This window comes from Stappia sp. BW2 (genome assembly GCF_008107695.1).
Lineage (GTDB): Bacteria > Pseudomonadota > Alphaproteobacteria > Rhizobiales > Stappiaceae > Roseibium.
Genome location: NZ_VIRG01000056.1, coordinates 154,351 through 176,829, shown reverse-complemented (window position 1 = coordinate 176,829; position 22,479 = coordinate 154,351). Strand labels below are relative to the sequence as shown.

Genomic DNA, 22,479 nt, shown 5'->3' with positions numbered 1-22,479 from the left:
TGGTGACTGTGCCTCTTCCGCCACCATGCCTCAAAACTTGCCAGATCGGAGCCGAATCGATCCTGCCTTATGCCGCAACGCGTCGCAATTCGCGCTCACGCTGAATGATCTCGGACGCCAGCCGCAGATAGGCCTGGCTGCCCGCACACTTCAGATCGTAAAGCAGCGCCGGCTTGCCGTAGGACGGAGCTTCCGAAATACGAACGTTGCGTGGAATGATCGTTTCGTAAACCGCATCGCCCATGGTTTCGCGCACGTCGGCGACCACCTGGCTGGAGAGGTTGTTACGGCTGTCGTACATGGTCAGGACGATGCCATGAATGCTGAGTTCAGGGTTCAGCGCATTCTTCACCTGCTCAACCGTGCTGAGCAACTGACTGAGGCCTTCAAGCGCGAAGAACTCGCACTGGAGTGGTACCAGAATGGAATGCGATGCGGACAGGGCGTTGATCGTCAGCAGGTTCAGCGACGGCGGACAGTCAACCAGGACATAGGTAAAACCGATTTCCTGGAACAGACGCGACTGGGTCAGGTTCTCGATGGCGCTGCGCAGCCGAAACGCACGATCGCTTGTGGAAGCAATTTCCAGTTCAAGGCCCAGAAGGTCCATGGTTGATGGTGCCACCCAGAGGCGCTGCACCGCGGTTTCGCGAACGGCCTCGGCCAGGGAACAGTCGCCGCTCAGAACTTCATAGGTCGACAGGCCCCGGTCACGATGTTCGATGCCCAGACCTGTCGAGGCGTTGCCCTGCGGATCAAGATCGATCACCAGAACTTTTTCGCCAATCGCAGCAAGCGCCGTGCCGAGGTTAATAGCGGTCGTGGTTTTGCCCACCCCGCCCTTCTGGTTCGCGAGCGCGAGAACGCGCGGCATTTCGGGAAGCATGCTCATTGCTACGACACCTTCCTGGCTACTCCGGCCGGGCTGAAATATTTGAGAAAAGAAGCATCCGGCTCATTGGATCAACAAGACTGTCTTTTTCTATCATGTCGAACTGCCAACGGGCAGTAGCTTCGTTAACTTCTCGCTGAAAATCCTGACCTTTGTGGAAAACAGCCTTTGCTCCTGCCGCCGTGAACGGTTCGGAGAGCTGAAAAAGCAGGTCTAGCGAAGCCAATGCACGTGCCGACACTGCGTCCACCGGGTCGTGCTTCCAATCTTTCGCAACCGATTCGATCCGGCCCGGATGCACCGTTCCCTTAGATTCTGTTTCCCTCAGAGCCGTTCTGAGAAACGCGACCTTGCGCTGATTGCTCTCGATCATGTGGACATGAGCGTCTGGTTCATCGGCCAGAAGGATAGCCGTGACAATACCCGGAAAACCGCCGCCACTGCCGATATCCACCCATGTGCGCGCCTCGGGAAAACTCCACTGGGTTTGCAGGCTATCTGCCACGTGACGCGTCCAGATATCGGGGATCGTCGACGGCGCGATCAGGTTTTGTGCGGGTTGCCACTTCAAGACGAGATCGACAAAGATCTGGAGCCGGTTCAACGTTTCACGTGAAACATCCCCATACTTATGCACAACCTGTCCAGATGTATTCAACATCACTGGGCGGCCCATCAGGCAGCCCCCTTCTGGCTTTGACGTTTCAGACGCGACAGGATCAGGGTAAGTGCGGCTGGTGTCATGCCGTCCATTCGTGACGCCTGACCAAGGGTTGCCGGGCGAACATCGATCAGCTTCTGGCGCACTTCATTGGAGAGACCGGTGATCGCTTCGTAGTCGAAACTATCAGGGATCGACAAGGCTTCATCGCGTTTCAACGCTTCGATATCCGCCATCTGACGGTCGAGGTAAACAGCGTAAAGCGCGTCGGTCGCAACCTGTTCGGCAATCGCCGGATCGATATCTTTCAGTTCCGGCCAGACATGCGTCAGGCCTTCAAAGGTAACATTCGGATAGGAGAGCAGATCAAACGCCGACCGGCGAATGCCATCCTGGTTCACCGGCAATCCTTTTTTCTGCGCTTCTGACGGTGTCACCGTCAGGTTCGTCAAAAGATCCCGGGCCGCGGCGATCCGGGCCAACTTGCTTTCGAAGGCACAGCGCCGGGTTTCCGACACGCAGCCAATCGCGATACCCAACGGAGTAAGACGCTGGTCCGCATTGTCCGCCCGCAGCGACAACCGGTATTCTGCGCGGGACGTGAACATCCGATACGGTTCGGTGATACCTCTGGTGATCAGATCGTCGATCATGACACCGATATAGCCTTCAGACCGGTCCACCACGAACGGTTCCTTGCCGGCAGCCTTCAGCGCGGCATTGAGGCCAGCGACGAGACCCTGCGCCCCTGCTTCCTCATATCCGGTCGTCCCGTTGATCTGGCCAGCCAGGTAAAGACCGGAACAGCGCTTGGCTTCCAGTGTCGGACGCAGCTCGCGCGGGTCGACATGGTCATATTCAATCGCGTAGCCCGGCTGCAATACCACCACGTCTTCCAGACCCGGAATGGTCTTCAGAAACGCGATCTGTGCGTCTTCGGGCAGAGATGTGGAAATGCCGTTCGGATAGACCGTGTGATCATCCAGCCCTTCCGGCTCCAGAAAGATCTGGTGTCCGTCCCTGTCGCCAAAGCGAACGATCTTGTCTTCGATGGACGGGCAATAGCGCGGGCCCCGTCCCTTGATCTCACCCGAGTACATTGCGGAACGGGAGAGGTTCTCGCGAATGATCCGATGGGTCTCAGGCGTTGTGCGTGTGATGTGGCACGGTATCTGAGGCGTTACGATCTTGTCCGTCAACGTGGAAAACGGGATCGGGTCCTCATCACCGGGCTGCTCTTCGAGCTTGTCCCAGTGGATTGTCCTCCCGTCCAGCCGTGCAGGTGTACCCGTCTTGAGGCGGCCAAGATCGAAGCCGATCTGCTCAAGCGATTCAGACAGTCCAAGCGCCGGAGCCTCACCGGACCGGCCAGCCGGGATCTTCCTGTCGCCGATATGAATAAGGCCGCGGAGAAACGTTCCGCTCGTCAGCACAATGGCGCGGCAGTTGATCACTCGGCCATCGGCCAATTCGATCCCGGAAACAGAACGTGTCTCGCCGTCTCGGTCAAACCGGATCTTGTGGGCTTCCCCCTCAACAACACTCAGACCTTCGACCGCAGCAATCTCGCGCTGCATCGCTTCCCGGTAGAGCTTGCGATCCGCCTGGGCACGAGGCCCACGAACAGCAGGCCCCTTGCGCCGGTTGAGCATGCGAAACTGGATCCCGCCCTTGTCGGCGACCCGTCCCATCAATCCGTCGAGCGCATCGATCTCTCGTACGAGATGACCCTTCCCCAGACCACCAATGGCCGGGTTACAGGACATTACGCCAATAGTGTCGAAGCGATGGGTGACCAGCGCAGTCGTGGCACCGGCGCGCGCAGATGCCGCCGCGGCTTCGCAGCCCGCGTGCCCACCGCCAATCACCACTACGTCGAATGTCAGGTCCAGTTCGTTCATAGTCTCTACCGCTCACGCGACCCGGCAGCTGGGTGTCGGGTTCGGGTCTGTCCGGTTCGGTTTTCGGGATCATTGTCCGGCCTTGGCCAGACTATCACAGGCCGCACAAACCGGCACTTGTTCACCGAGACTTATACGTGTGACGCTGCTGGAGGTCAAAGCGGAATTTCCGCGAACAGATACATCGTCTGGTACGGCAGATCATTTCGCCTCCACCACCGCGAAAATGATTCACGTGAAACATGTTCCGGCAGTGAACCGATCCACAGTTCGCCTGGAATGATTCACGTGAAACAGGTCATTTGCCGATACAGAAGTCCCGGAAGATCACATCGAGCAGATCCTCAACATCGATCCGGCCGGTGATCCGCCCCAGCGCATCGGCAGCCGAACGGAGGTCTTCTGCACGAAGCTCTGCCGGTAGATGGTCCAGTTCAACGGCCGCTCGCAACCCCGACAGGCAGTCATTTAGATAATGACGGTGCCGCTCCCGTGTTGCCAGTGGAGCTTCACCAAGGGAAATTGTTTCCTCAGCAAAACGTGTGAGGCGCGAAAAAAGCGGGTTCATCCCCTCGGCACTTGTGCTGGAACAAGCAATTTCCTGGATCGTTCCGGAAGAGTCTTGTTCCGGAAGAGTCTCAAGATCGGCCTTCGTACGAACCGTCCAGACAGGTACGCTGCTTCGCAGATCGTGCGGAAGACCGGCAGTCGCATCGTCATGCTCCACCCCGCCCGGCTCTACGGCCCACAGGATCAGGTCTGCTCCCCGGCCCCGTTCTTCTGCCCTGCGAATACCCTCTTTCTCAACCACACCCTCTGTCTGCCGAAGACCCGCAGTGTCGACCAGCGTCACGGGATAACCTGCCAGATCCAGGTGAACCTCGATGACATCCCGGGTCGTGCCGGCTTCTTCGGTAACAATGGCAACTTCCCGTCCGGCAATGGCGTTCAGCAAGCTGGACTTGCCGGCGTTCGGTGCACCCATCAGAACCACCTGAAGGCCCGAGCGCAGGCGTTCCCCGCTGCGAGACTTTTCCAGATGCTCTGCGATCTCGGTTTGAAGCTGCCTTGCTTCGGACCAGACCTCTTCGGCAACGCTGCCCGGAACATCTTCCTCGTCGGCAAAATCAAAGTCCGCCTCGATCATCGCCCGCATATGGATAAGGCGTTTCCGCCAATCGTCATAAAGATTGCCGAGAGCACCGCCCATCTGTCGGACGGCCTGCTTGCGCTGGCTCTCGGTCTCTGCGGCAATGAGATCTGCCAGACCCTCAACTTCCGTCAGATCCATCCGGCCCCGGTCGAATGCGCGCCGGGTGAACTCCCCTGCTTCAGCTGGGCGGCACTGGGGAAATGCAGAAAGCACGGACAGAAGACCTGAGACAACGGCACGTCCACCATGACACTGGAACTCTGCAACATCCTCTCCGGTAAAGCTTGCCGGCCCCTCGAAATAGAGCACCAGAGACTCATCCAGGACGTCACCCGTCTCCGGGTGACGCAGCTTGGCAAGCATTGTCTTGCGTGGTTCCGGCACCCTGCCCGCCAGCGCCTCAACGATCTCCCTGGTGCCTGGCCCGGACACACGGATCACCGCAACGCCCGAAGGGACTGCTCCACTGGAGAGCGCAAAGATCGTGTCAGCCATGGTGTCTTCCGGTTCGACGTCGGTACGTGGACCGCCTCTTTATCAAGTCTCGTCACGGCGGAAAAGAACAAGCCACGCCATTCCGCCACCGAATCGAAGCGAGTGGTTCCGCAGGCCTATCTGTTTCACGTGAATCAATTGGCTGCGAGAAACTGGTCTGCGTGGAAAAGCTCCGCGTCTGGCGAGGTCTCGCAAAGAGCCCACAGATCCCATGTCTCCTCACTCAGTGCATCACCATCGTCAAGGCTGTCGCTCCTTGATCCGGGTATTCGCAACACTTGTCGGTGAGGCATGAGGAAATGGTTCTTTGATGAACCGTGATCTCATACACGTTCACCCGAAGGTTCAGAGCTCTCGCGCATGCCCGGACCAATTCCAAGAGAGACAGACGTCATGGAACCAAGATTGGAAATGCTGGAATTTGAATTCGGAACCGATTCAAGTTGATTGATTCACGTGAAACACTGACGGCTAACTTCAGAAGGTCCATAAGTCCCCTGCGCCGGTTTCACCCCCGGCAATGGCATCCAGGACATTTCTGTCATCCCTGGATATCGAAGGACGTTCTGGGAATGACCATGCAGGGTTGGTCGCAGGATGGTTTCACCTGTTTCAAAAACACCATCCGCCAGTCAAGGCACAGTTGGGATAAACGTTGGGTTCATGGGTGAGAGCCAACCAGAGTTGAAGAAGAGCCCTCTCGTCTTCCCCTGCTCAAAAGTCCTCTAGTTGGATCGGAGCCGATTCAACGTTATGGATTCACGTGAAACAAATTCCGACACCGGCATGACCCCGTTTCTGTTTCACGTGAATCTTTGCTCGGGTTTATCACCGGCTCGGCCAAACCCTTACCCAGTCCGCCTCTGCCAATCGTCCTTCGTCATCCTGTAGAGTACGTGCCGCTTGAAGGCGTGTCCCTCTGGAAGCTTTGGGTGCTGGAAGTCACCCGTCTCATCGTGCGTCATGCCAATTCGTGTCATGACCTTCTGCGAGGGAATATTGCCAGGAACAGTGAAGGCAACGATCTCTTCGTAGCCAATGGTTTCAAAGCCGAATCGAAGCCAGGCGCGAGCAGCTTCGCTGGCAAACCCCCGGCCCCATGCTGACCGCTTCAGTCTCCAACCGATATCGACACAGGCCCCAATAGGCAGCGCTTCTTCATCGTGTACATCCAGTCCGGCGAATCCGATGAACTCGCCTGACGCCTTCAGTTCAATCGGCGCGTACAAAACACCGTGCTTTTCAAAACAGTCCTGAAACATCCCGATCAACTTCATGGTCCGATCACGGGTCAGCACGTCAGGAAAGTACCGCATCACCTCCGGATCTGCGCAAAGGTGCACACAGGGGTCAATATGTGCTTCCGCCCAACAGCGCAGTACCAACCGTTCGGTTTCAATCTTGAAGGTGCTTGTCATTGTCTGAACTGGAGGTAATGCAGGTCTGTTTCACGTGAATCTGATTTTCAGATCAGATTTGAATGCCCGCTCACTTCGCCCCGGACATCCAGTCGGATCTCTTCAGGCGATAAAGTACATGCTTCGCAATCGGATGATCCGCCGGCAGACTGGTATGAAGAAAGTCCCCTTCCAGGTCGCGGGTCATGCCGATGCGCTTCATCACTTTCTGTGAAGGCAGATTGTCCGGAATCGTAAAGGCAACGATCTCTTCAAGCCCGATGGTTTCAAATCCGAATCGAAGCCACTCCCGGGCAGCCTCGCTTGCATAACCCTTGCCCCAGGCAGACCGTTTCAAGCGCCAGCCGATCTCAACGCATGGATCGAATGGCAGAGGTGCAGCATAGGCCGGAACGTTCAAACCGACGAAACCTAGAAATTCTCTCGTGGCCTTCACTTCGACGGGCGCCATGCTGAACCCGTCATTTGCAGTTTTTTCTCTGCATCGGGAAACCAGCAAATCAGACTTTTCCCGCGTCAGCACTTCGGGAAAAAACCGCATCACCTCCGGGTCTGCGCAGAGCTCGGCAAAAGGCTCCAGATCCTCGTTCTTCCAAGGGCGCAGCAGGAGGCGCTCTGTCTCCAGCAAAAAAGAAGCATCAGTCATCAGATCGGGTCCGATTCAGAATGTGACAGGATTCACGTGAAACACGGTGGTGGGCTGATCAAATCTAAACAAAAAGTAAAGGCGCGAACCCTTGCGGGCCGCGCCTTTGAATAGAACCCGATCCGTTTGGGATCAAGTGTTCATGCTGTCGAAGAAGTCGTCGTTGGACTTGGTCTGCTTGAGCTTGTCGAGCAGGAACTCGATCGCATCGACCGTTCCCATCGGATTGAGGATCCGGCGCAGCACAAACGTCTTCTTGAGACGTTCGGCCGGAACCAGAAGCTCTTCCTTACGGGTGCCGGAGCGCTGAATGTCGATCGCCGGGTAAACGCGCTTGTCGGAGATCTTGCGGTCGAGGATGATTTCGGAGTTACCCGTACCCTTGAACTCTTCGAAGATGACTTCGTCCATGCGGCTGCCGGTATCGATCAGCGCGGTTGCGATGATGGTCAGCGACCCGCCCTCTTCGATGTTACGGGCAGCACCGAAGAAGCGCTTCGGCCGCTGCAGGGCGTTGGCATCGACACCACCGGTAAGCACCTTACCCGAAGACGGCACAACGGTGTTGTACGCACGTCCGAGACGGGTGATGGAATCGAGCAGGATGACAACGTCGCGGCCATGCTCGGTCAGGCGCTTGGCCTTCTCGATCACCATTTCGGCAACCTGAACGTGGCGCGCAGCCGGCTCGTCGAACGTGGAGGAAACCACTTCGCCGTCGACCGTCCGCTGCATGTCGGTTACTTCTTCCGGACGTTCATCGATCAGGAGAACGATCAGATAACATTCCGGATGATTGGTGGTGATGGATTTTGCGATGTTTTGCAGGAACACCGTTTTACCGGTGCGTGGCGGCGCGGTGATCAGCGCACGCTGGCCTTTGCCGAGAGGCGCCACCAGGTCGATAACCCGGGAGGAAAGATCCTTGATGGTCGGATCTTCGATCTCCATCCGGAACCGTTCATCCGGATAAAGCGGCGTCAGGTTGTCAAAGTGAACCTTGTGCCGGGCCTTGTCCGGATCTTCGAAATTGATTGTATTGACCTTGAGAAGAGCAAAATACCGTTCACCCTCTTTCGGGCTGCGGATCTGGCCTTCAACGGTGTCCCCTGTCCGCAGCGAAAAGCGGCGGATCTGCGAGGGCGAGACGTAGATATCGTCCGGGCCCGGCAGATAGTTCGCATCTGGAGACCGGAGAAAGCCGAAGCCGTCCTGCAGGACTTCAACGACACCTTCGCCGATAATCTCCACATCCTGAGCAGCTAGGTTCTTCAGGATGGCAAACATCAGCTCCTGCTTACGCATGGTGCTGGCGTTCTCGACTTCAAGCTCCTCGGCAGTTTGGAGCAGCTCTGTCGGTGTTCTTAGTTTTAGGTCTTTGAGTTTCATTTCCCGCATCGAGTAGGGGTCTTTTTTTTCGTTGTGATGGATTCAGGTTTGGAAGGGTCGTTCTGCGCCGGATGGATGGGTCGGCCAGAAGATATCTGAAAGACTTTTAGATGTGTCCAGATTGTACGGCGATCGCGGAGCGACTGAAAACGAACACAGCGCCGTATGAAGATGCGCGAAAGATACGTTGATTTGGAATAAAGCGCAAGCCCGGATTTCTGCCAGTTTCTTAGCGCCGCATTTGGAATTGGAAAGATGAAAATGACAGCCGCAGTCCTGCGGCCGTCTTCGCTGTTTGTTTTCTGCCGCTTAAAACGGTTTGACGATGACGAATATGACGATTCCGATCATCAGCACGGTCGGAACTTCGTTCAGTATCCTGTAGTAACGCTGCGACCTTTTGTTCTCGTCCCTGGCGAATTTCTTAACACAGCTGGCGAGATGACCGTGAACTCCGGACATGATCAGAACCAATGTGAACTTTGCGTGGAACCAACCATCGTGCCAGGCCTGAAGTTCCCAGGCGAGCCACAGCCCGAAGACCCATGATGCGATCATCGCCGGGTTGATGATTGCCTTGAGCAACCGTCGTTCCATGATCTTGAAAGTCTCGGACTGTTCCGAACCGACTTCCGTTGCGGCATGATAAACGAACAGCCGCGGCAGGTAGAGCATTCCCGCCATCCAGGCGATGATCGAAATGACGTGGAGCGCCTTGATCCAGAGAAAGAGATCCATGCGCTTATCCCTTCCTGACCAGCTCGACCATGCGGGCAACATTGTCCGGATCCGCATCCGGGGTCACACCATGGCCAAGGTTGAAGATCAATGGCCCCTTGTCGAACGTCTTGAGGATATGCGCAACGCCCTCTTCCAGCGCCTTGCCGCCGGCAACCAGCCGCATCGGGTCGAGATTGCCCTGGATCGGAACCTTCTTCTGAATGTCGAGCGCCACTTGATCGGGAGCCGTCCAGTCGAAACCGACCGCATCCACACCCGTTCCGTCCACAAAGGCCTGCATCCGTGCGGATGATGCTTTTGGAAAGCCGATGATCTTCGCATCCGGCCGCACGGCCCGGACACCTTCGACGATCCGGCGGGTCGGTTCGATCGACCAGCGCTTGAACCCGGCTTCATCCAGAACCCCGGCCCAGGTATCGAAAATCTGGACCGCGTCTGCACCTGCCTCGAGCTGACGGATGAGATAGCGGATTGAAGCGGTGACGAGCTGATCGATGAACCGCTGCATCAGATCGGGATCGCGATAGGCCCCCACTCGGGCGGCAATCTGATCCTGCGTGGTGTGACCGGCAACAGAATAGCAGGCAACGGTCCAGGGAGCGCCGCAGAAGCCCAACAGGGTTGTTTCCTGTGGCAGTTCCGCTCGCAGTCGAGAAACCGTCTCTATGACCGGTTTAAGATGATCCTCGGCTCGTTCCTGTTCCAGGCGATCTACGAGATCGGAAGACAGAGGTTCCAGAACCGGACCACGTCCTTCTTCAAAACGAACCGGATATCCGATGGCGTCAGGCACGACGAAAATGTCGGAGAACAGAATGCTTGCATCAAAACCATACCGGCGGATCGGCTGGAGAGTGACTTCCGTTGCAAGGTCGGGCGTATAACAGAACTCCAGGAAGTTCGCTGCTTTTGAACGCACTTCGCGATATTCGGGAAGATAGCGTCCGGCCTGACGCATCATCCAGACGGGGGGTGGCCAGAGCTTCTCTCCGGAGAGTACCCGCATCACGGACCTGTCTTGGGATTTCATGAGGTGGCCTTTCCCACATTTCAAACCAATAAAGATTCTTATTTTGAATCTGTTTTTTCTATTTGAGCGTGGATTACCGGGATCATTTTCTATCCACAATCCATCAGCCCGATTTTCTCGGCGGGAAAAAATCCGCAACTTGTTAAGCAGATTTCCTCCCCAGGAGTCGATAACAGGATTACGAATTGAATTACAATCACTTGTCGGCTTATTTACGTTTCGTTAAGAATTTGGGCGTCAGTGGACAATCTGTCGATATGTCACAGCGCCATTGTGAATCCACATCCATGCACAACCGTTTCGGCATCAGTTTCCGCTCGTTTAAGTTTTGTTAATAAATTCGGCTGAGCGGGCATAAAGTTCGTGCTAGGCACGGGGTAGCAGACATCTTACCCAAATCATCAACAGCCCTGGGGATGACAACGTGAATAAGTCGAGACACTACTTCCACCTTCATCTCGTGTCCGACTCCACCGGCGAAACGCTGATGACCGTGGCCCGCGCGGCAACGGTTCAGTACGAGAATGTGCAGGAAATCGAGCACGTTTATCCGCTGGTACGCTCGCAAAAACAGCTCGACCGGGTCATTTCCGAAATCGAGAAAGCGCCCGGCATCGTACTCTATACTCTGGTCGATGTTGAAATCGCCGACCGGCTGGAACTGAAGTGCCGCGAACTGGGTGTGCCGTTCATCAATATCCTGGACCCGGTTTTCGCGGTTTTCCAATCCTATCTCAATGTCACGCAAACCCGGCGGGTCGGCGGGCAGCACGAACTGGATGCGGAATATTTCCGCCGGATGGAAGCGCTCAACTACACCATGATGCATGATGACGGTCAGATCTGGGACGATCTGGAATCCGCCGATATCGTCCTGATCGGAATTTCGCGAACATCGAAGACGCCGACCTGCATCTATCTCGCCAACCGGGGCATCAAGGCCGCCAATGTACCTCTGGTGCCAGGCATCCCGCTGCCGGAGCATGTGAAGAAACTTAAAAAGCCGATGATCATCGGATTGATTGCCTCCGCCGAACGCATCCAGCAGATCCGGCGCAATCGGGTGCTATCATTGAATTCGGATGGCTATAACGACACGTATGTCGACCGGAAGGAAATCTCTCAGGAGATCAACATGACCCGCAGGCTCTGTACCGAAAACGAGTGGCCGCTGATCGATGTCACACGCCGTTCGGTGGAGGAAACGGCTGCGGAAATCCTGACCCTTTTCAAGGAACATAAATCAGGGCAGGAAGGCGCACCGGAAACCGGCCGCGCCGGATAACCAAAAAGGGGATGGAAATGGCACTTGTCTTGGCTAGCGGAAGCAGGATCCGCGCTGACCTTCTGAAAAATGCAGGGCTCGTCTTCGAAATTGACCCGGCCGACGTCGATGAGCGCGCGGTAGAGGCCCCACTCCTGGAAACCGGGTTTCCTCCGGAAGATCTGGCAAGCGTTCTTGCGGAAGCCAAGGCGAACGATGTCAGCGGCCGCCGTTCGGGCGATCTTGTCATCGGTGCCGACCAGATCCTGGCGTTCGAGGGAGAACGACGCACCAAACCGGACGATATGGAAGCTGCCCGCCGGCAATTGCTCGCTTTTTCCGGCAAGACACACGAATTGCATTCCGCTGTCGTGCTGTCGCAAAACGGCGAAGCAATCTGGCGCCATGTTTCCACGGCCCGCCTGACGATGCGCGACCTCAGCCCCGCCTTCATTGGCCATTATCTGGCGGCCGCCGGTCAGGAAGTGCTCTCCAGCGTTGGCGCCTATCAGCTGGAAAATCTCGGCGTTCAGCTTTTTGAGAAGATTGACGGCGACTATTTCACCATTCTCGGCCTGCCGCTTCTGCCCCTTCTGGAGGAACTGCGCCACCAGAAGGTGATCGAAACATGAGCGAACGTTTGAAAAAAGCAGCCATTACCGGTCATCCCGTCACGCATTCACGCTCTCCGCTGGTCCATGGCTACTGGTTGAAGAAACACGGCATCGAAGGGGAATACGGCCGTGTCGATGTTCCGCCCGAAACCGCCGCGGACTTCTACCGGAATTTTGCCGCAACCGGTCTCGCCGGCGCCAATGTCACCGTTCCCAACAAGGAGGTAGCGGCGGCTGCCTGTGGCTGGCTGGACGATGCGGCAACCTCCATGGGTGCCGCCAACACGATCTGGCTGGATGGAAGCGGCCGCCTGTGCGGCGCCAACACGGATGGACTCGGCTTTCTCGGCAATCTCGATCAGCTTGCTCCCGGCTGGGACGTTTCACGTGAATCGGCCGTGGTCCTGGGCGCAGGCGGCGCTGCGCGCGCCGTGGTGTGGGCATTGCTCTCCCGTAAATTCACAACAGTGCATATCGTCAACCGGACATTCGAAAAGGCGAAAGCCATTGCCGATATGTTTGGCTCCGGAACGATTGCCCATGGATGGGATAAGCTGGGGACAGTGCTTGAACAAGCTGAGCTTCTGGTCAACACCACCTCGCTCGGCATGACCGGCAAGGCGCCCCTGGAAATCGATCTGTCACCGCTGCCGAAAAACGCGCTTGTCACCGACGCGGTCTACGCACCACTGGAAACCGACCTTTTGCGCAGGGCAAAGCAACGGGGCAACCAGACTGTGGATGGTCTCGGCATGTTGCTGCACCAGGCTGTTCCGGCTTTCGAACGCTGGTTCGGCGTGCGCCCGGAAGTCGATGACACGCTTCGAAATCTGATTCTTGAAGACCTCGGAGTATCCGCGTGATCCGCATAGGCCTCACCGGTTCCATCGGCATGGGCAAATCAACGACGGCGAAAATGTTTGCCGCCGAAGGTGTTCCTGTTCACGACGCTGACGCGACGGTCCACGCGCTCTATTCGGGCCGGGCCGCACCGCTGATCGAGGCAGCCTTTCCCGGCACGGTGACGGACGGCAAGGTCGACCGTACGCGGCTTTCTCCACATGTGCTTGGCAAGCCCGACGCCATGAAAAAACTTGAAGCCATTGTTCACCCCCTGGTACGCGAGGAAGAGCAGCTCTTTTTGCAACGCGCGCGGGCGGACCATCGGCGTTTCGTCATGCTGGATATTCCCCTGTTGTTCGAAACCGGCGGCGAAACCCGTGTCGATGCCGTTGTTGTCGTCACGGCAGATGCTGACATCCAGCGGGACCGCGTCCTGGCCCGGCCCGGCATGAGTGAAGACCGGTTCGAGGCAATCCTCGCCAAGCAGATGCCGGATGCGGAAAAACGCCGCCGCGCCCATTTCCTGGTCGACACGGGCAAGGGTATGGACCCGGCAAAACGCCAGGTTCGCGCGATCCTGAAGGCATTGGCCGCGGCAGGGTGACGTCTGTTTCAGCGGACCTACTCCAAAATTCCCCCTCATCCTGAGGAGGGCCTGTAGGGCCCGTCTCGAAGGATGGGCGGCATACTCTTGAGCGAGCGGCCCACCCTTCGAGATACCGCTAACGCGGCTCCTCAGGTTGAGATGTTGGACAGAACAGGCGCTTGGGTATCGGGGTCGAACGCCCGGAACGACAAAACCCCAGAACACCGGGGAAAACCACGCGCAACCCTTGCCACTCACCCGGCAAGCTGCACAGTGAATCCGTAGGACCAAAGGCGGAAAAATGCGCGAGATCTCGTTCGATACGGAAACAACAGGCCTGAACCCGCGCGGTGGGGACCGGCTGGTGGAAATCGGCGGTGTGGAGTTGATCAACCACATCGCAACGGGCAATTCCTATCACGTCTATATCAACCCGCAGCGGGACATGCCGGAAGAAGCCTTCCGGGTTCATGGTCTGTCGGCTGAGTTCTTGTCCGATAAACCCCTTTTCGAGCATGTTGCCGACGAGTTTCTGGAATTCGTTGGCGATGCCACGCTGGTTATCCACAATGCGGCCTTCGACATGGGCTTCATCAACATGGAGCTCGAACGGGCCGGACGTCGCACGATTTCGAACAGCCAGGTGCTCGACACGCTGGATCTTGCCCGGCGCAAGCACCCGTCGGGACCAAATTCACTGGATGCACTGTGCTCGCGCTATGGCATCGACAATTCCAAACGCATCAAGCACGGCGCGCTACTCGATGCGGAAATCCTCGCTGAAGTCTATCTGGAACTGATCGGCGGCCGTCAGACGGCCCTTGGCCTGATAACGGAAGAAGAAGAAACCTCTTCCGGAAGCGCCACCTTCGAACCCGGTGAACTGGGCACCTTTCACGCCCGTCAACGCCCGACCCCTTTGCAGCGTCTGCTACAGGACAGCGAACTGGAAGCCCACAAGGCCTTCATCGAAGGCATGGGCGACAGCTACATCTGGTCGAAATACAACGGTTGAGGCTCTGGCGTCCGTAGCCGCCGTTCAGCGCAGCGGAGCGAGTGCCTAGTGCTCTGACAGCAACCAGCGCACCGTATCGAAGTGACGGTCGGAATAGCTGCTGCCAAAGGCCCAGGCCATGGTCTGGCCGATGGTCCAGAGCCTTGCCCGTTCGCGATCAAGCTCCAGCTCTTCCGACAATCGATCGAGACGGCGACGCGCCGCGGTTTTTGAGTGGCCGAATTCAAAGCTTCTGACAATCGGGCTCAGCGCGAAGGCGGGATCGCCGACAAGCGGCTTGGGATCGATGGCAAGCCAGATGTCGCTTCCAGCAGACAGAATGTTGTGCCCATGCAGATCCTGGTGCAGCAGAACGGTTGCCGTCTCTGTCAGGCACAGGTCTCGCAAGGCCGTGATCGCAGCATCGACAAGGGACCTTTCACAAGGTTTTCCCGCAGCTTTCCAGTCGTGATCGAGAGCATTGCGCCAGCGTGTGGCTTCATCGCTCAGGCGGGTAAACGGCTCATCGGCAGGGATCGTCAGGAGGCGCAGAAGATGGGCTACAACTCCCAGAGTGTCGGCTTCCGTAGCGTCGGCCAGAAACCGTCCCGGCCGGCAACGAACCAGAAGCAGTGCATCAAGGTCCGGTGCGTATTTCAACAGCCGGACAGCCCCTTTGCCGCTCCACCGTCGGAGCGCCTCTGCCTCATGGCGGCATTCGGGATCGGGATATTGCAGCTTGAGAACAACGTCCTCATCGCCGCGCTTTGCCGGAACAACCAGAGACACATTGCCGCCAGAAAATGGATGTCCGATGTCTGTCAGTTGAAATTGTTCGCGCGCAGCCTCCAGGAGTGCCGGCAGCTTGTCGAGCCAGCTTCTGCCGGCTTCGCTCGCCTTCAGCCACTCGAGGCTGGCCGGCACCGGTATGGCGGCACCGACGAAACGATCAGCCAAGCCCCGAGATCCGATCAGGCATCAAAGCATCGACGGCAGCACACGGTCCGGCGGACGGTGACCGTCCATGAAGGTCTTGATGTTGATGATGACCTTCTCGCCCATCTCGACGCGGCCTTCGATCGTCGCCGACCCCATGTGCGGCAGCAACAGAACGTTTTCCAGCTTGGCCAGCTTCGGATTGACCGCTGGTTCGTGTTCGAACACATCCAGACCGGCACCGGCCAGATCACCGCTTTCCAGCATCCGGATAAGAGCGTTTTCGTCGATCACCTCACCGCGGGCGGTGTTGACCACATAAGCGTCCTTTTTCAGAAGCTTCAGGCGGCGGGCAGACAGAAGGTGGAACGTTCCCGGTGTATGGGGGCAGTGAATGGAGACCACATCCATACGCGCCAGCATCTGGTCGAGGCTTTCCCAATAGGTCGCCTCAAGCTCTTCCTCGACGCTTTCGGCAACGCGGCGGCGGTTATGATAGTGGATCGACATGCCGAAGGCCTTGGCCCGGCGCGCGACGGCCTGGCCGATGCGGCCCATGCCGACCACACCCAGCCGTTTGCCCCAGATCCGGTGTCCGAGCATCCATGTCGGCGACCAGCCGACCCAGTCACCGGCTTCCAGCGCCTTGATGCCTGTGGCAAGTCGACGCGGCACCGCCAGAATCAGCGCCATGGTCATGTCGGCGGTGTCTTCGGTCAGTACGCCGGGGGTGTTGGTGACGTTGATTCCCCGGTTGTTGGCGCTGACAACGTCGATGTTGTCGACGCCATTGCCGAAGTTGGCGATCAGCTTCAGGTTCTCACCGGCCTGCGAGAGCACCGAGGAGTCGATCCGGTCCGTAACGGTCGGCACCAGAACATCGGCGGTTCTCACCGCTTCCACCAGTTCTGCCTGGCTGAAAGGCCTGTCATTATCATTGAGACGCGTCTCGAAAAGCTCGCGCATCCGCGTTTCGACTACGTCCGGAAGCTTCCGGGTCACCACAACGACAGGCTTCTTTTTCGCCATACCAATTGCCTTTCGCGCTTCGTTGAGAACTTGTTAACCTCAACGGTACCACTTTGACGCTGCGCGTTGCGCGAGCGGATGAGACCACCCCTTTTCCTTACCAGATGGTCCGGCAGAAACAAGGGATGGCTTTCAATCGGCGCGGATCAGCAACCGGCCAAAACGACCAAGCTGGTTTTCGCGCGAATTTTTCTGTAGAGATTTGCCTCAAATCAAACATCAATGACAATTGGACAACCGGACAATATGGCTCGCTCGTTCCAGGCTACCCGGATTCTACTTAGCGTAATGACATTGCTGTGCGGTCTGCTCGCAACTTCGGTTGCGCCGCAGGCCCAGGGCACGACCACCGGCGCAAGCGGACTCCCCGTTCCAAGATTTGTCAGTCTGAAATCCGACCGGGTCAATGTGCGCATAGGGCCTTCACGCGAACATGATATCGCGTGGACCTTCGTGCAATCCGGTCTGCCGGTGGAAATCATCGGTGAATTCGAGAACTGGCGCCGCATTCGGGACTGGGAAGGCAAGCAGGGCTGGGTGTTCCGCTCGCTGCTGTCCAGCCGCCGTACCGCCCTCGTCACCCCGTGGGAAAAAAGCGACCGCACGCCCCTGCGCTCCCGCTCCCGTTCCGATGCTGACATCGTGGCCGAACTGGATCCCTTCGTGCTGACCACGATTTCCGAATGTGCCGGCGGCTGGTGCCGGGTCAACGGCGAGAACTACGACGGTTGGCTCGATCAGACCCGCCTCTTCGGCGTTTACCCGGATGAGCTGATCGGGGACTGACGTCCTTCTCATTCGATTGCCTGGGTTTCCGCCCCTCATACTGGGGAAAACGGACCGGAATTTCTGAAACAAAAAAAGGCGGCCAATCGGCCGCCTTTTCCTTGTTCGGATCGTTGGAAAGGGCTCAGTCGGCCTTGACTTCCTGAACCTTGAGCTCTTCCAGACGGGGCATCGACATGATGTTGTAGCCGCTGTCGACAAAGTGCACTTCGCCGGTCACGCCGCCGGACAGGTCCGACAGGAGATAGAGACCGGTGCCGCCGATTTCTTCCAGAGAGACAGTCCGGCAGAGCGGGGAATTGCGTTTCTGGAAGTTGAACATCAGGCGGGCGTCGGAAACGCCGGATCCTGCCAGTGTCCGGACCGGACCGGCGGAGATCGCGTTCACACGGATGTTCTGCTCACCGTAATCCACAGCCAGATAACGCACGGAAGATTCCAGTGCCGCCTTGGCAACGCCCATCACGTTGTAGTTCGGCATCACCTTGGTGGAACCGCCATAGGTCAGCGTCACCATGGAGCCGCCGTTGGTCATCAGCGCAGCGGCCCGCTTGGCAATCTCGGTGAAGGAGAAGCAGGAGATCACCATGGTGCGGGAGAAATTCTCCCGCGTGGTGTCGGCATATTTTCCGCGCAGTTCGCTCTTGTCGGAAAAGGCGACGGCATGCACCAGAAAGTCGATGCTGCCCCACTCTTCCTTGAGCGCCTCGAACACGCTGTCGACCGACGCAATGTCTTCCACATCGCATGGCAACAGGATCTTGGAACCGACTGAGTCCGCCAACGGCTTGGTGCGACGGCCAAAGGCCTCGCCCTGATAGGTGAAGGCAAGTTCGGCACCGTGATCGGCAAGCGTCTTGGCAATGCCCCAGGCAATGGAGTGGTCGTTCGCAACGCCCATGATCAGGCCGCGTTTGCCCTTCATCAGATCAGACATTCGAAACTCCTCAGCCGTGATATCGCGACAGCGCAAGCGACGCATTGGTGCCGCCGAAGCCGAAGCTGTTGGACAGAACCGTGTCGAGGCCGGCGTTGTCCAACAGCTCGGTCACGATCTCTTCCGGTTTCAGGGCCGGGTCCAGCTCGTTGATGTTGGCAGACGCGGTCATGAAGTCGTTCTGCAGCATCAGCAGGCAGTAGATGGCTTCCTGAACGCCGGTTGCGCCCAGGCTGTGGCCGGTAAGCGATTTGGTGGAGGATGCCGGCGGCTGGTTTTCGCCGAAGACACGGCGGATCGCTTCGATTTCGCCGATATCGCCAACGGGGGTCGAGGTGCCATGGGTGTTGATGTAGTCGACCTTGCGGTCGCCCAGGGTCGCGGTCGCAAGGCGCATGCAGCGCTCGCCGCCTTCGCCGGAAGGTGCAACCATGTCGTAGCCGTCGGAATTGGCGGCGTAGCCGGTGACTTCGGCATAGATCTTCGCGCCACGTGCCTTGGCATGTTCCAGTTCTTCCAGAACCACCACACCGCCGCCGCCAGCAATCACGAAGCCGTCGCGGGTCACGTCATAGGCCCGCGATGCGGTCTCAGGCGTGTCGTTGTATTTGGAAGACATGGCGCCCATGGCGTCGAACAGACAGGACAGCGTCCAGTCGAGTTCCTCGCCGCCACCGGCAAACATCACGTCCTGCTTGCCGAACTGGATCTGTTCGGTGGCTGCCCCGATGCAATGCGCGGAGGTGGAGCAGGCGGACGTGATCGAATAGTTGATGCCCTTGATCTTGAACGGCGTCGCCAGGCACGCAGAGTTGGTGGAACTCATGCCGCGGGTCACCATGAACGGGCCCATACGCTTGGGCGAGCCTTTTTCCAGGACGATCTGATGTGCCTGGAACAGGTTCTTGGTGGACGGACCACCGGAGCCCATGATCAGGCCGGTGCGCGGATTGGAGACATCGGTTTCTTCCAGACCGCTGTCGGCAATGGCCTGCTGCATGGAAATATAGTTGTAGGCGGCACCGTCGCCCATGAAGCGCAGCTGGCGCTTGTCGATGAGCGAAGCGATATCGACATTCGGCATGCCGTGTACCTGGCTTCTGAAGCCGTGTTCCGCATAATCCGGAGCAAAGCTGATGCCGGACTTGCCTCCTCGAAGGCTGGACAGCACTTCTTCGGTGTTTGCTCCGATGGACGACACGATACCCATGCCGGTGACGACAACGCGTCTCATTGCGGTCTCCTATTGTCTTGACTGCACCGCAGCTCTCACGGGGTGTGTCGAGAGCCTGCACGCACATACATAATATGCAAACCGGCGCTCCCAATGAAAAAGAAGCGCCGGTGCCATGAATTGATCCTGCGAACGGGTGTCAGGTCTTTGCCAGGCCGACGCGCAAATCGGTCGCCTTGTAGATCTGTTCACCGTCTGCTTTCAGCCAGCCGTCGGCGATGCCGAGCACCAGGCGGCCCTTCATGATCCGCTTGAAGTCGACACCGTATTCGACCAGCTTCACGTCCGGGGTGACCATACCCTTGAATTTCACTTCGCCGGTCGACAGGGCCATGCCCTTGCCTTCAAGACCCAGCCAGCCGAGGAAGAAACCTGTAAGCTGCCACAGGGCGTCGAGGCCAAGGCAGCCCGGCATGACCGGATTTCCCTGGAAGTGACACGGGAAGAACCACAGGTCCGGCTTGATGTCGAATTCAGCCCGCGCGAACCCCTTGTCGAATTCGCCACCGGTTTCGGAAAGTTCCGTGATCCGGTCGAACATCAGCATCGGGGGAAGAGGCAGTTGGGCATTGCCTTGGCCAAACAGCTCGCCGCGGCCGCAGGCGAGAAGTGCTTCATAATCGTAGCTGGAGCGGCGATCGGTCATTCGGAATCCGTGTTTTGTCTCTAGCCTGGGTAAACCCGAGGCAGGTTCAGTTTGTTTTCGGTTCGTTTGAGGCGCCTTCCTAACACAGGGGAACAATCACCGAAAGATGTCACTTGCTCGAAGTGGTCCGGTTTTTAGGGGCGTTTCGCCAAGTATTGTGCGTATTTGTCCTATTGTGTGCATCCGGCACCGGGTCGTTTGTCCGCTGCCATATGGGCTGCGCCTCCGGTAACCTTCGGAATGCGCGCTGGTTGCGCCTGCAAAGCCCGTGTGGCTGTCCCGTCCGTTGCCTCTCTGGTTGGCCCACGATTGCCCATGACGTTTAAAACTTGCATCTTGGGTACAAGAAATGGCAGATAATAGGCCAATGTTAGTGAAAACGGCCCGGGCGACGTTCGCGCACCTGCCAAGAGCGCCGTTTCAAGAAGCGACCCTGGACCTGGATCGGATCGGAATGACAACACTTGTGGTGCATGAAACCGGCGACAAGAAGAATGTGACCGATATGCTGCGGTCCGCGGGGCTCCGGCCGACGCGCCAGCGTGTCTCACTCGCGGAACTTCTGTATTCCCGGGGCGATCGCCACATCTCTGCCGAACTGCTTCATGAAGAAGCGGTCGATGCAGATGTGCCTGTATCTCTCGCAACGGTTTACAACACGCTGCACCAGTTCACGGAAGCCGGTTTGCTGCGTGAAGTGGCGATCGACGGTAACAAGACCTATTTCGACACAAACGTATCCGACCACCATCACTTCTTCATCGAAGGTGAAAATCGGGTGATCGACATTCCAGGCGAAGGCGTGGGCATCGGCACTCTGCCGAAAGCCCCCGAAGGCATGGAAATCGTCCGCGTCGACGTTGTCGTGCGGGTGCGCGACAAACGCTGATCGCCAGCAGCAGCGGCTGGCCTCAGGCCAGGCCGCTCTTCTCCTGGTGCACTTTCCATTCGTAGTAGTCGGAGGTCGTACCGATCTCCTCAAGATGCCGCTGCCCATCCGGCTCGAAGCCCAGCTTCTTGAGCAGGCTGGCTGAGCGGACGTTCTCCGGATGGGTGATCGCGCACAGGGTGTGCAGCTTCAGTTCCCTGGTCACGAAATCCAAAACGCTCTGTCCGGCCTCGTGGCCAAACCCCTTGCCGCGGTATTCTTCCAGGAAGGCAAATCCAAGGTCGGGGTATTTCAGTTCCTCGCGCACCACCAGTCCGCACACGCCGACAGGGATGAGGGACGGCTTCAGATCCACGATCCAAAGCCCGACACCGTGGGCGGCAAAACGCGCCAGCGTCTTGTTCTTAATATAATTGGCCGCGTCTTCCTCGGTCCGGATGCCGTGGTCTGCAATAAAACGGATATAGTCCGGATCGTTCATGAGCTGGTGGTAGAAAGCGGCATCATTGCTGGATGGCAAGCGGAAGCGAAGCCTTTCGCTTACCGGAAATGGTCCAAGCGGAAAATTCACGCAATTATTTCCTTTTCAATCAGGGCTTTGGTGCGCAGGGCAATATCCGGCACCGCATCGAAATGTTCTTTTTCAGGACTCCGGCACAGATCGTAAATAACGCAGCGCCGGCACTCGGGCTTTCGTGCCTTGCAGATGTACCGGCCGTGCAGGATCAGCCAGTGATGCGCGTGGAGTGCAAATTCCACAGGCACGACCTTCTCCATGGCCTTTTCCACGTCGAGAGGTGTCTTGCCGGGGGCAATGCCTATCCGGTTGCCGAGGCGGAACAAATGTGTGTCGACCGCGATGGTCGGGTGACCGAAGAAAATATTCAGTACCACATTCGCGGTCTTCCGGCCGACGCCGGGCAGTGCTTCCAGGGCGTCACGATCTTCAGGCACCTCGCCGCCATGGTCGCGGATCAGCTTTTCGGAAAGCAGAATGACGTTCTTGGCCTTGTTCTTGTAAAGGCCGATCGTCTTGATTTCCTCCCGTACCAGGTCTTCGCCAAGAGCCAGCATTTTCTCCGGCGTGTCGGCGATCTGGAACAGATGCTTCGTTGCTCTGTTCACGCCAACATCGGTTGCCTGGGCCGACAGCACGACCGCAACCAGAAGTGTGAAAGCGTTGACATAGTCCAGCTCGCCCTTCGGTTCCGGATTGTCGGCGTGGAACCGCTGGAAGATCGCAAAGGTTTCCGCCTTGGTATAGCGGGAGCGTTTCAGCACCTTGCCGGGATTGTCCACGGAAGGTGCCTTTTTCCGGGTCTGTCTGGAGGCTGCGGTACGCCCTTTTGCCGCTGCCTTGGAAGGGCTCTTTGCTTGCGTCATCTTCTCTCTATA

At 57.7% G+C, this 22,479-nt stretch carries 23 protein-coding genes; 7 read left to right on the top strand and 16 right to left on the bottom strand.

All coding sequences use genetic code 11. The features are described 5' to 3' along the window. Window positions 1–67: 67 nt before the first annotated feature. From FMN63_RS07540 to hemE, 9 genes are all read right to left on the bottom strand, one after another. A complete protein-coding gene (locus FMN63_RS07540; RefSeq protein ID WP_148583338.1) occupies window positions 68–892 on the bottom strand; it encodes a ParA family protein in 825 nt (274 codons plus the stop codon). A 19-nt stretch (window positions 893–911) separates the two neighbouring features. Beyond that, window positions 912–1,553 carry a 16S rRNA (guanine(527)-N(7))-methyltransferase RsmG gene (gene rsmG, locus FMN63_RS07535; RefSeq protein WP_148583459.1) on the bottom strand — a complete coding sequence of 214 codons (642 nt, stop codon included), beginning with the start codon at window positions 1,551–1,553 and terminating at the stop codon, window positions 912–914. A gap of 14 nt (window positions 1,554–1,567) precedes the next feature. Beyond that, the gene (mnmG, locus tag FMN63_RS07530; RefSeq protein WP_148583337.1) at window positions 1,568–3,454 is read right to left on the bottom strand and encodes a tRNA uridine-5-carboxymethylaminomethyl(34) synthesis enzyme MnmG; all 1,887 of its coding nucleotides are present in this window, start codon (window positions 3,452–3,454) and stop codon (window positions 1,568–1,570) included. A 298-nt stretch (window positions 3,455–3,752) separates the two neighbouring features. Then, window positions 3,753–5,102 (bottom strand): tRNA uridine-5-carboxymethylaminomethyl(34) synthesis GTPase MnmE, encoded by a 1,350-nt coding sequence (gene mnmE / locus FMN63_RS07525; protein WP_148583336.1) that lies wholly within the window; start codon window positions 5,100–5,102, stop codon window positions 3,753–3,755. 848 nt (window positions 5,103–5,950) lie between these two features. Beyond that, a complete protein-coding gene (locus tag FMN63_RS07520) occupies window positions 5,951–6,520 on the bottom strand; it encodes a GNAT family N-acetyltransferase (protein ID WP_148583335.1) in 570 nt (189 codons plus the stop codon). Between the two features lie 70 nt (window positions 6,521–6,590). Continuing rightward, window positions 6,591–7,166: a GNAT family N-acetyltransferase gene (locus FMN63_RS07515; RefSeq protein WP_148583334.1), complete on the bottom strand. Its 576-nt coding sequence runs from the start codon at window positions 7,164–7,166 to the stop codon at window positions 6,591–6,593. A gap of 132 nt (window positions 7,167–7,298) precedes the next feature. Beyond that, window positions 7,299–8,564 (bottom strand): transcription termination factor Rho, encoded by a 1,266-nt coding sequence (gene rho / locus FMN63_RS07510; RefSeq protein WP_148583333.1) that lies wholly within the window; start codon window positions 8,562–8,564, stop codon window positions 7,299–7,301. Between the two features lie 300 nt (window positions 8,565–8,864). Then, on the bottom strand, window positions 8,865–9,293 hold the full coding sequence (gene hemJ, locus FMN63_RS07505) for a protoporphyrinogen oxidase HemJ (protein WP_148583332.1): 429 nt from the start codon (window positions 9,291–9,293) through the stop codon (window positions 8,865–8,867). 4 nt (window positions 9,294–9,297) lie between these two features. Then, window positions 9,298–10,326 (bottom strand): uroporphyrinogen decarboxylase, encoded by a 1,029-nt coding sequence (hemE, locus tag FMN63_RS07500; protein ID WP_162855002.1) that lies wholly within the window; start codon window positions 10,324–10,326, stop codon window positions 9,298–9,300. A 424-nt stretch (window positions 10,327–10,750) separates the two neighbouring features. Between hemE and FMN63_RS07495 the strand changes: the two genes are divergently transcribed. The 5 genes from FMN63_RS07495 to dnaQ all read left to right on the top strand — a co-directional run bounded on the left by FMN63_RS07495 (window position 10,751) and on the right by dnaQ (window position 14,648). Next, the gene (locus FMN63_RS07495; RefSeq protein WP_148583331.1) at window positions 10,751–11,611 is read left to right on the top strand and encodes a pyruvate, water dikinase regulatory protein; all 861 of its coding nucleotides are present in this window, start codon (window positions 10,751–10,753) and stop codon (window positions 11,609–11,611) included. Between the two features lie 11 nt (window positions 11,612–11,622). Further along, the gene (locus FMN63_RS07490) at window positions 11,623–12,222 is read left to right on the top strand and encodes a Maf-like protein (RefSeq protein ID WP_148583330.1); all 600 of its coding nucleotides are present in this window, start codon (window positions 11,623–11,625) and stop codon (window positions 12,220–12,222) included. Then, window positions 12,219–13,067 carry a shikimate dehydrogenase gene (locus FMN63_RS07485; RefSeq protein ID WP_205513907.1) on the top strand — a complete coding sequence of 283 codons (849 nt, stop codon included), beginning with the start codon at window positions 12,219–12,221 and terminating at the stop codon, window positions 13,065–13,067. Before FMN63_RS07490 ends, FMN63_RS07485 begins: the two co-directional genes overlap by 4 nt. Further along, on the top strand, window positions 13,064–13,651 hold the full coding sequence (gene coaE, locus FMN63_RS07480) for a dephospho-CoA kinase (protein ID WP_148583329.1): 588 nt from the start codon (window positions 13,064–13,066) through the stop codon (window positions 13,649–13,651). The genes FMN63_RS07485 and coaE overlap by 4 nt, the downstream gene beginning before the upstream one ends. Window positions 13,652–13,934: 283 nt before the next feature. Next, window positions 13,935–14,648, top strand: coding sequence for a DNA polymerase III subunit epsilon (dnaQ, locus tag FMN63_RS07475; protein WP_148583328.1), 714 nt, complete (start codon window positions 13,935–13,937; stop codon window positions 14,646–14,648). 45 nt (window positions 14,649–14,693) lie between these two features. Here the strand turns inward: dnaQ and FMN63_RS07470 are convergent, their stop codons facing one another. Next, window positions 14,694–15,584, bottom strand: a complete 891-nt coding sequence (locus FMN63_RS07470; protein ID WP_162529999.1) for an aminoglycoside phosphotransferase family protein — start codon at window positions 15,582–15,584, stop codon at window positions 14,694–14,696. 21 nt (window positions 15,585–15,605) lie between these two features. Beyond that, complete coding sequence (locus FMN63_RS07465; protein WP_148583326.1) at window positions 15,606–16,592, bottom strand: 2-hydroxyacid dehydrogenase; 987 nt, start codon at window positions 16,590–16,592, stop codon at window positions 15,606–15,608. A 288-nt stretch (window positions 16,593–16,880) separates the two neighbouring features. Between FMN63_RS07465 and FMN63_RS07460 the strand changes: the two genes are divergently transcribed. Then, the gene (locus FMN63_RS07460; RefSeq protein WP_148583325.1) at window positions 16,881–17,378 is read left to right on the top strand and encodes an SH3 domain-containing protein; all 498 of its coding nucleotides are present in this window, start codon (window positions 16,881–16,883) and stop codon (window positions 17,376–17,378) included. Between the two features lie 124 nt (window positions 17,379–17,502). Here the strand turns inward: FMN63_RS07460 and fabI are convergent, their stop codons facing one another. From fabI to fabA, 3 genes are all read right to left on the bottom strand, one after another. Further along, on the bottom strand, window positions 17,503–18,315 hold the full coding sequence (gene fabI / locus FMN63_RS07455) for an enoyl-ACP reductase FabI (protein WP_148583324.1): 813 nt from the start codon (window positions 18,313–18,315) through the stop codon (window positions 17,503–17,505). A gap of 10 nt (window positions 18,316–18,325) precedes the next feature. Continuing rightward, window positions 18,326–19,549 carry a beta-ketoacyl-ACP synthase I gene (gene fabB / locus FMN63_RS07450; protein ID WP_148583323.1) on the bottom strand — a complete coding sequence of 408 codons (1,224 nt, stop codon included), beginning with the start codon at window positions 19,547–19,549 and terminating at the stop codon, window positions 18,326–18,328. 139 nt (window positions 19,550–19,688) lie between these two features. Further along, on the bottom strand, window positions 19,689–20,195 hold the full coding sequence (gene fabA / locus FMN63_RS07445; protein WP_148583322.1) for a 3-hydroxyacyl-[acyl-carrier-protein] dehydratase FabA: 507 nt from the start codon (window positions 20,193–20,195) through the stop codon (window positions 19,689–19,691). A gap of 454 nt (window positions 20,196–20,649) precedes the next feature. Between fabA and irrA the strand changes: the two genes are divergently transcribed. Continuing rightward, entirely contained in the window at window positions 20,650–21,084 is a 435-nt protein-coding gene (irrA, locus tag FMN63_RS07440; protein WP_148583321.1) for an iron response transcriptional regulator IrrA, read from the top strand. A gap of 22 nt (window positions 21,085–21,106) precedes the next feature. Here the strand turns inward: irrA and FMN63_RS07435 are convergent, their stop codons facing one another. Continuing rightward, window positions 21,107–21,655 (bottom strand): GNAT family N-acetyltransferase, encoded by a 549-nt coding sequence (locus tag FMN63_RS07435; RefSeq protein WP_148583320.1) that lies wholly within the window; start codon window positions 21,653–21,655, stop codon window positions 21,107–21,109. After that, entirely contained in the window at window positions 21,652–22,467 is an 816-nt protein-coding gene (gene nth, locus FMN63_RS07430) for an endonuclease III (RefSeq protein WP_148583319.1), read from the bottom strand. Before nth ends, FMN63_RS07435 begins: the two co-directional genes overlap by 4 nt. Window positions 22,468–22,479: the final 12 nt, after the last annotated feature.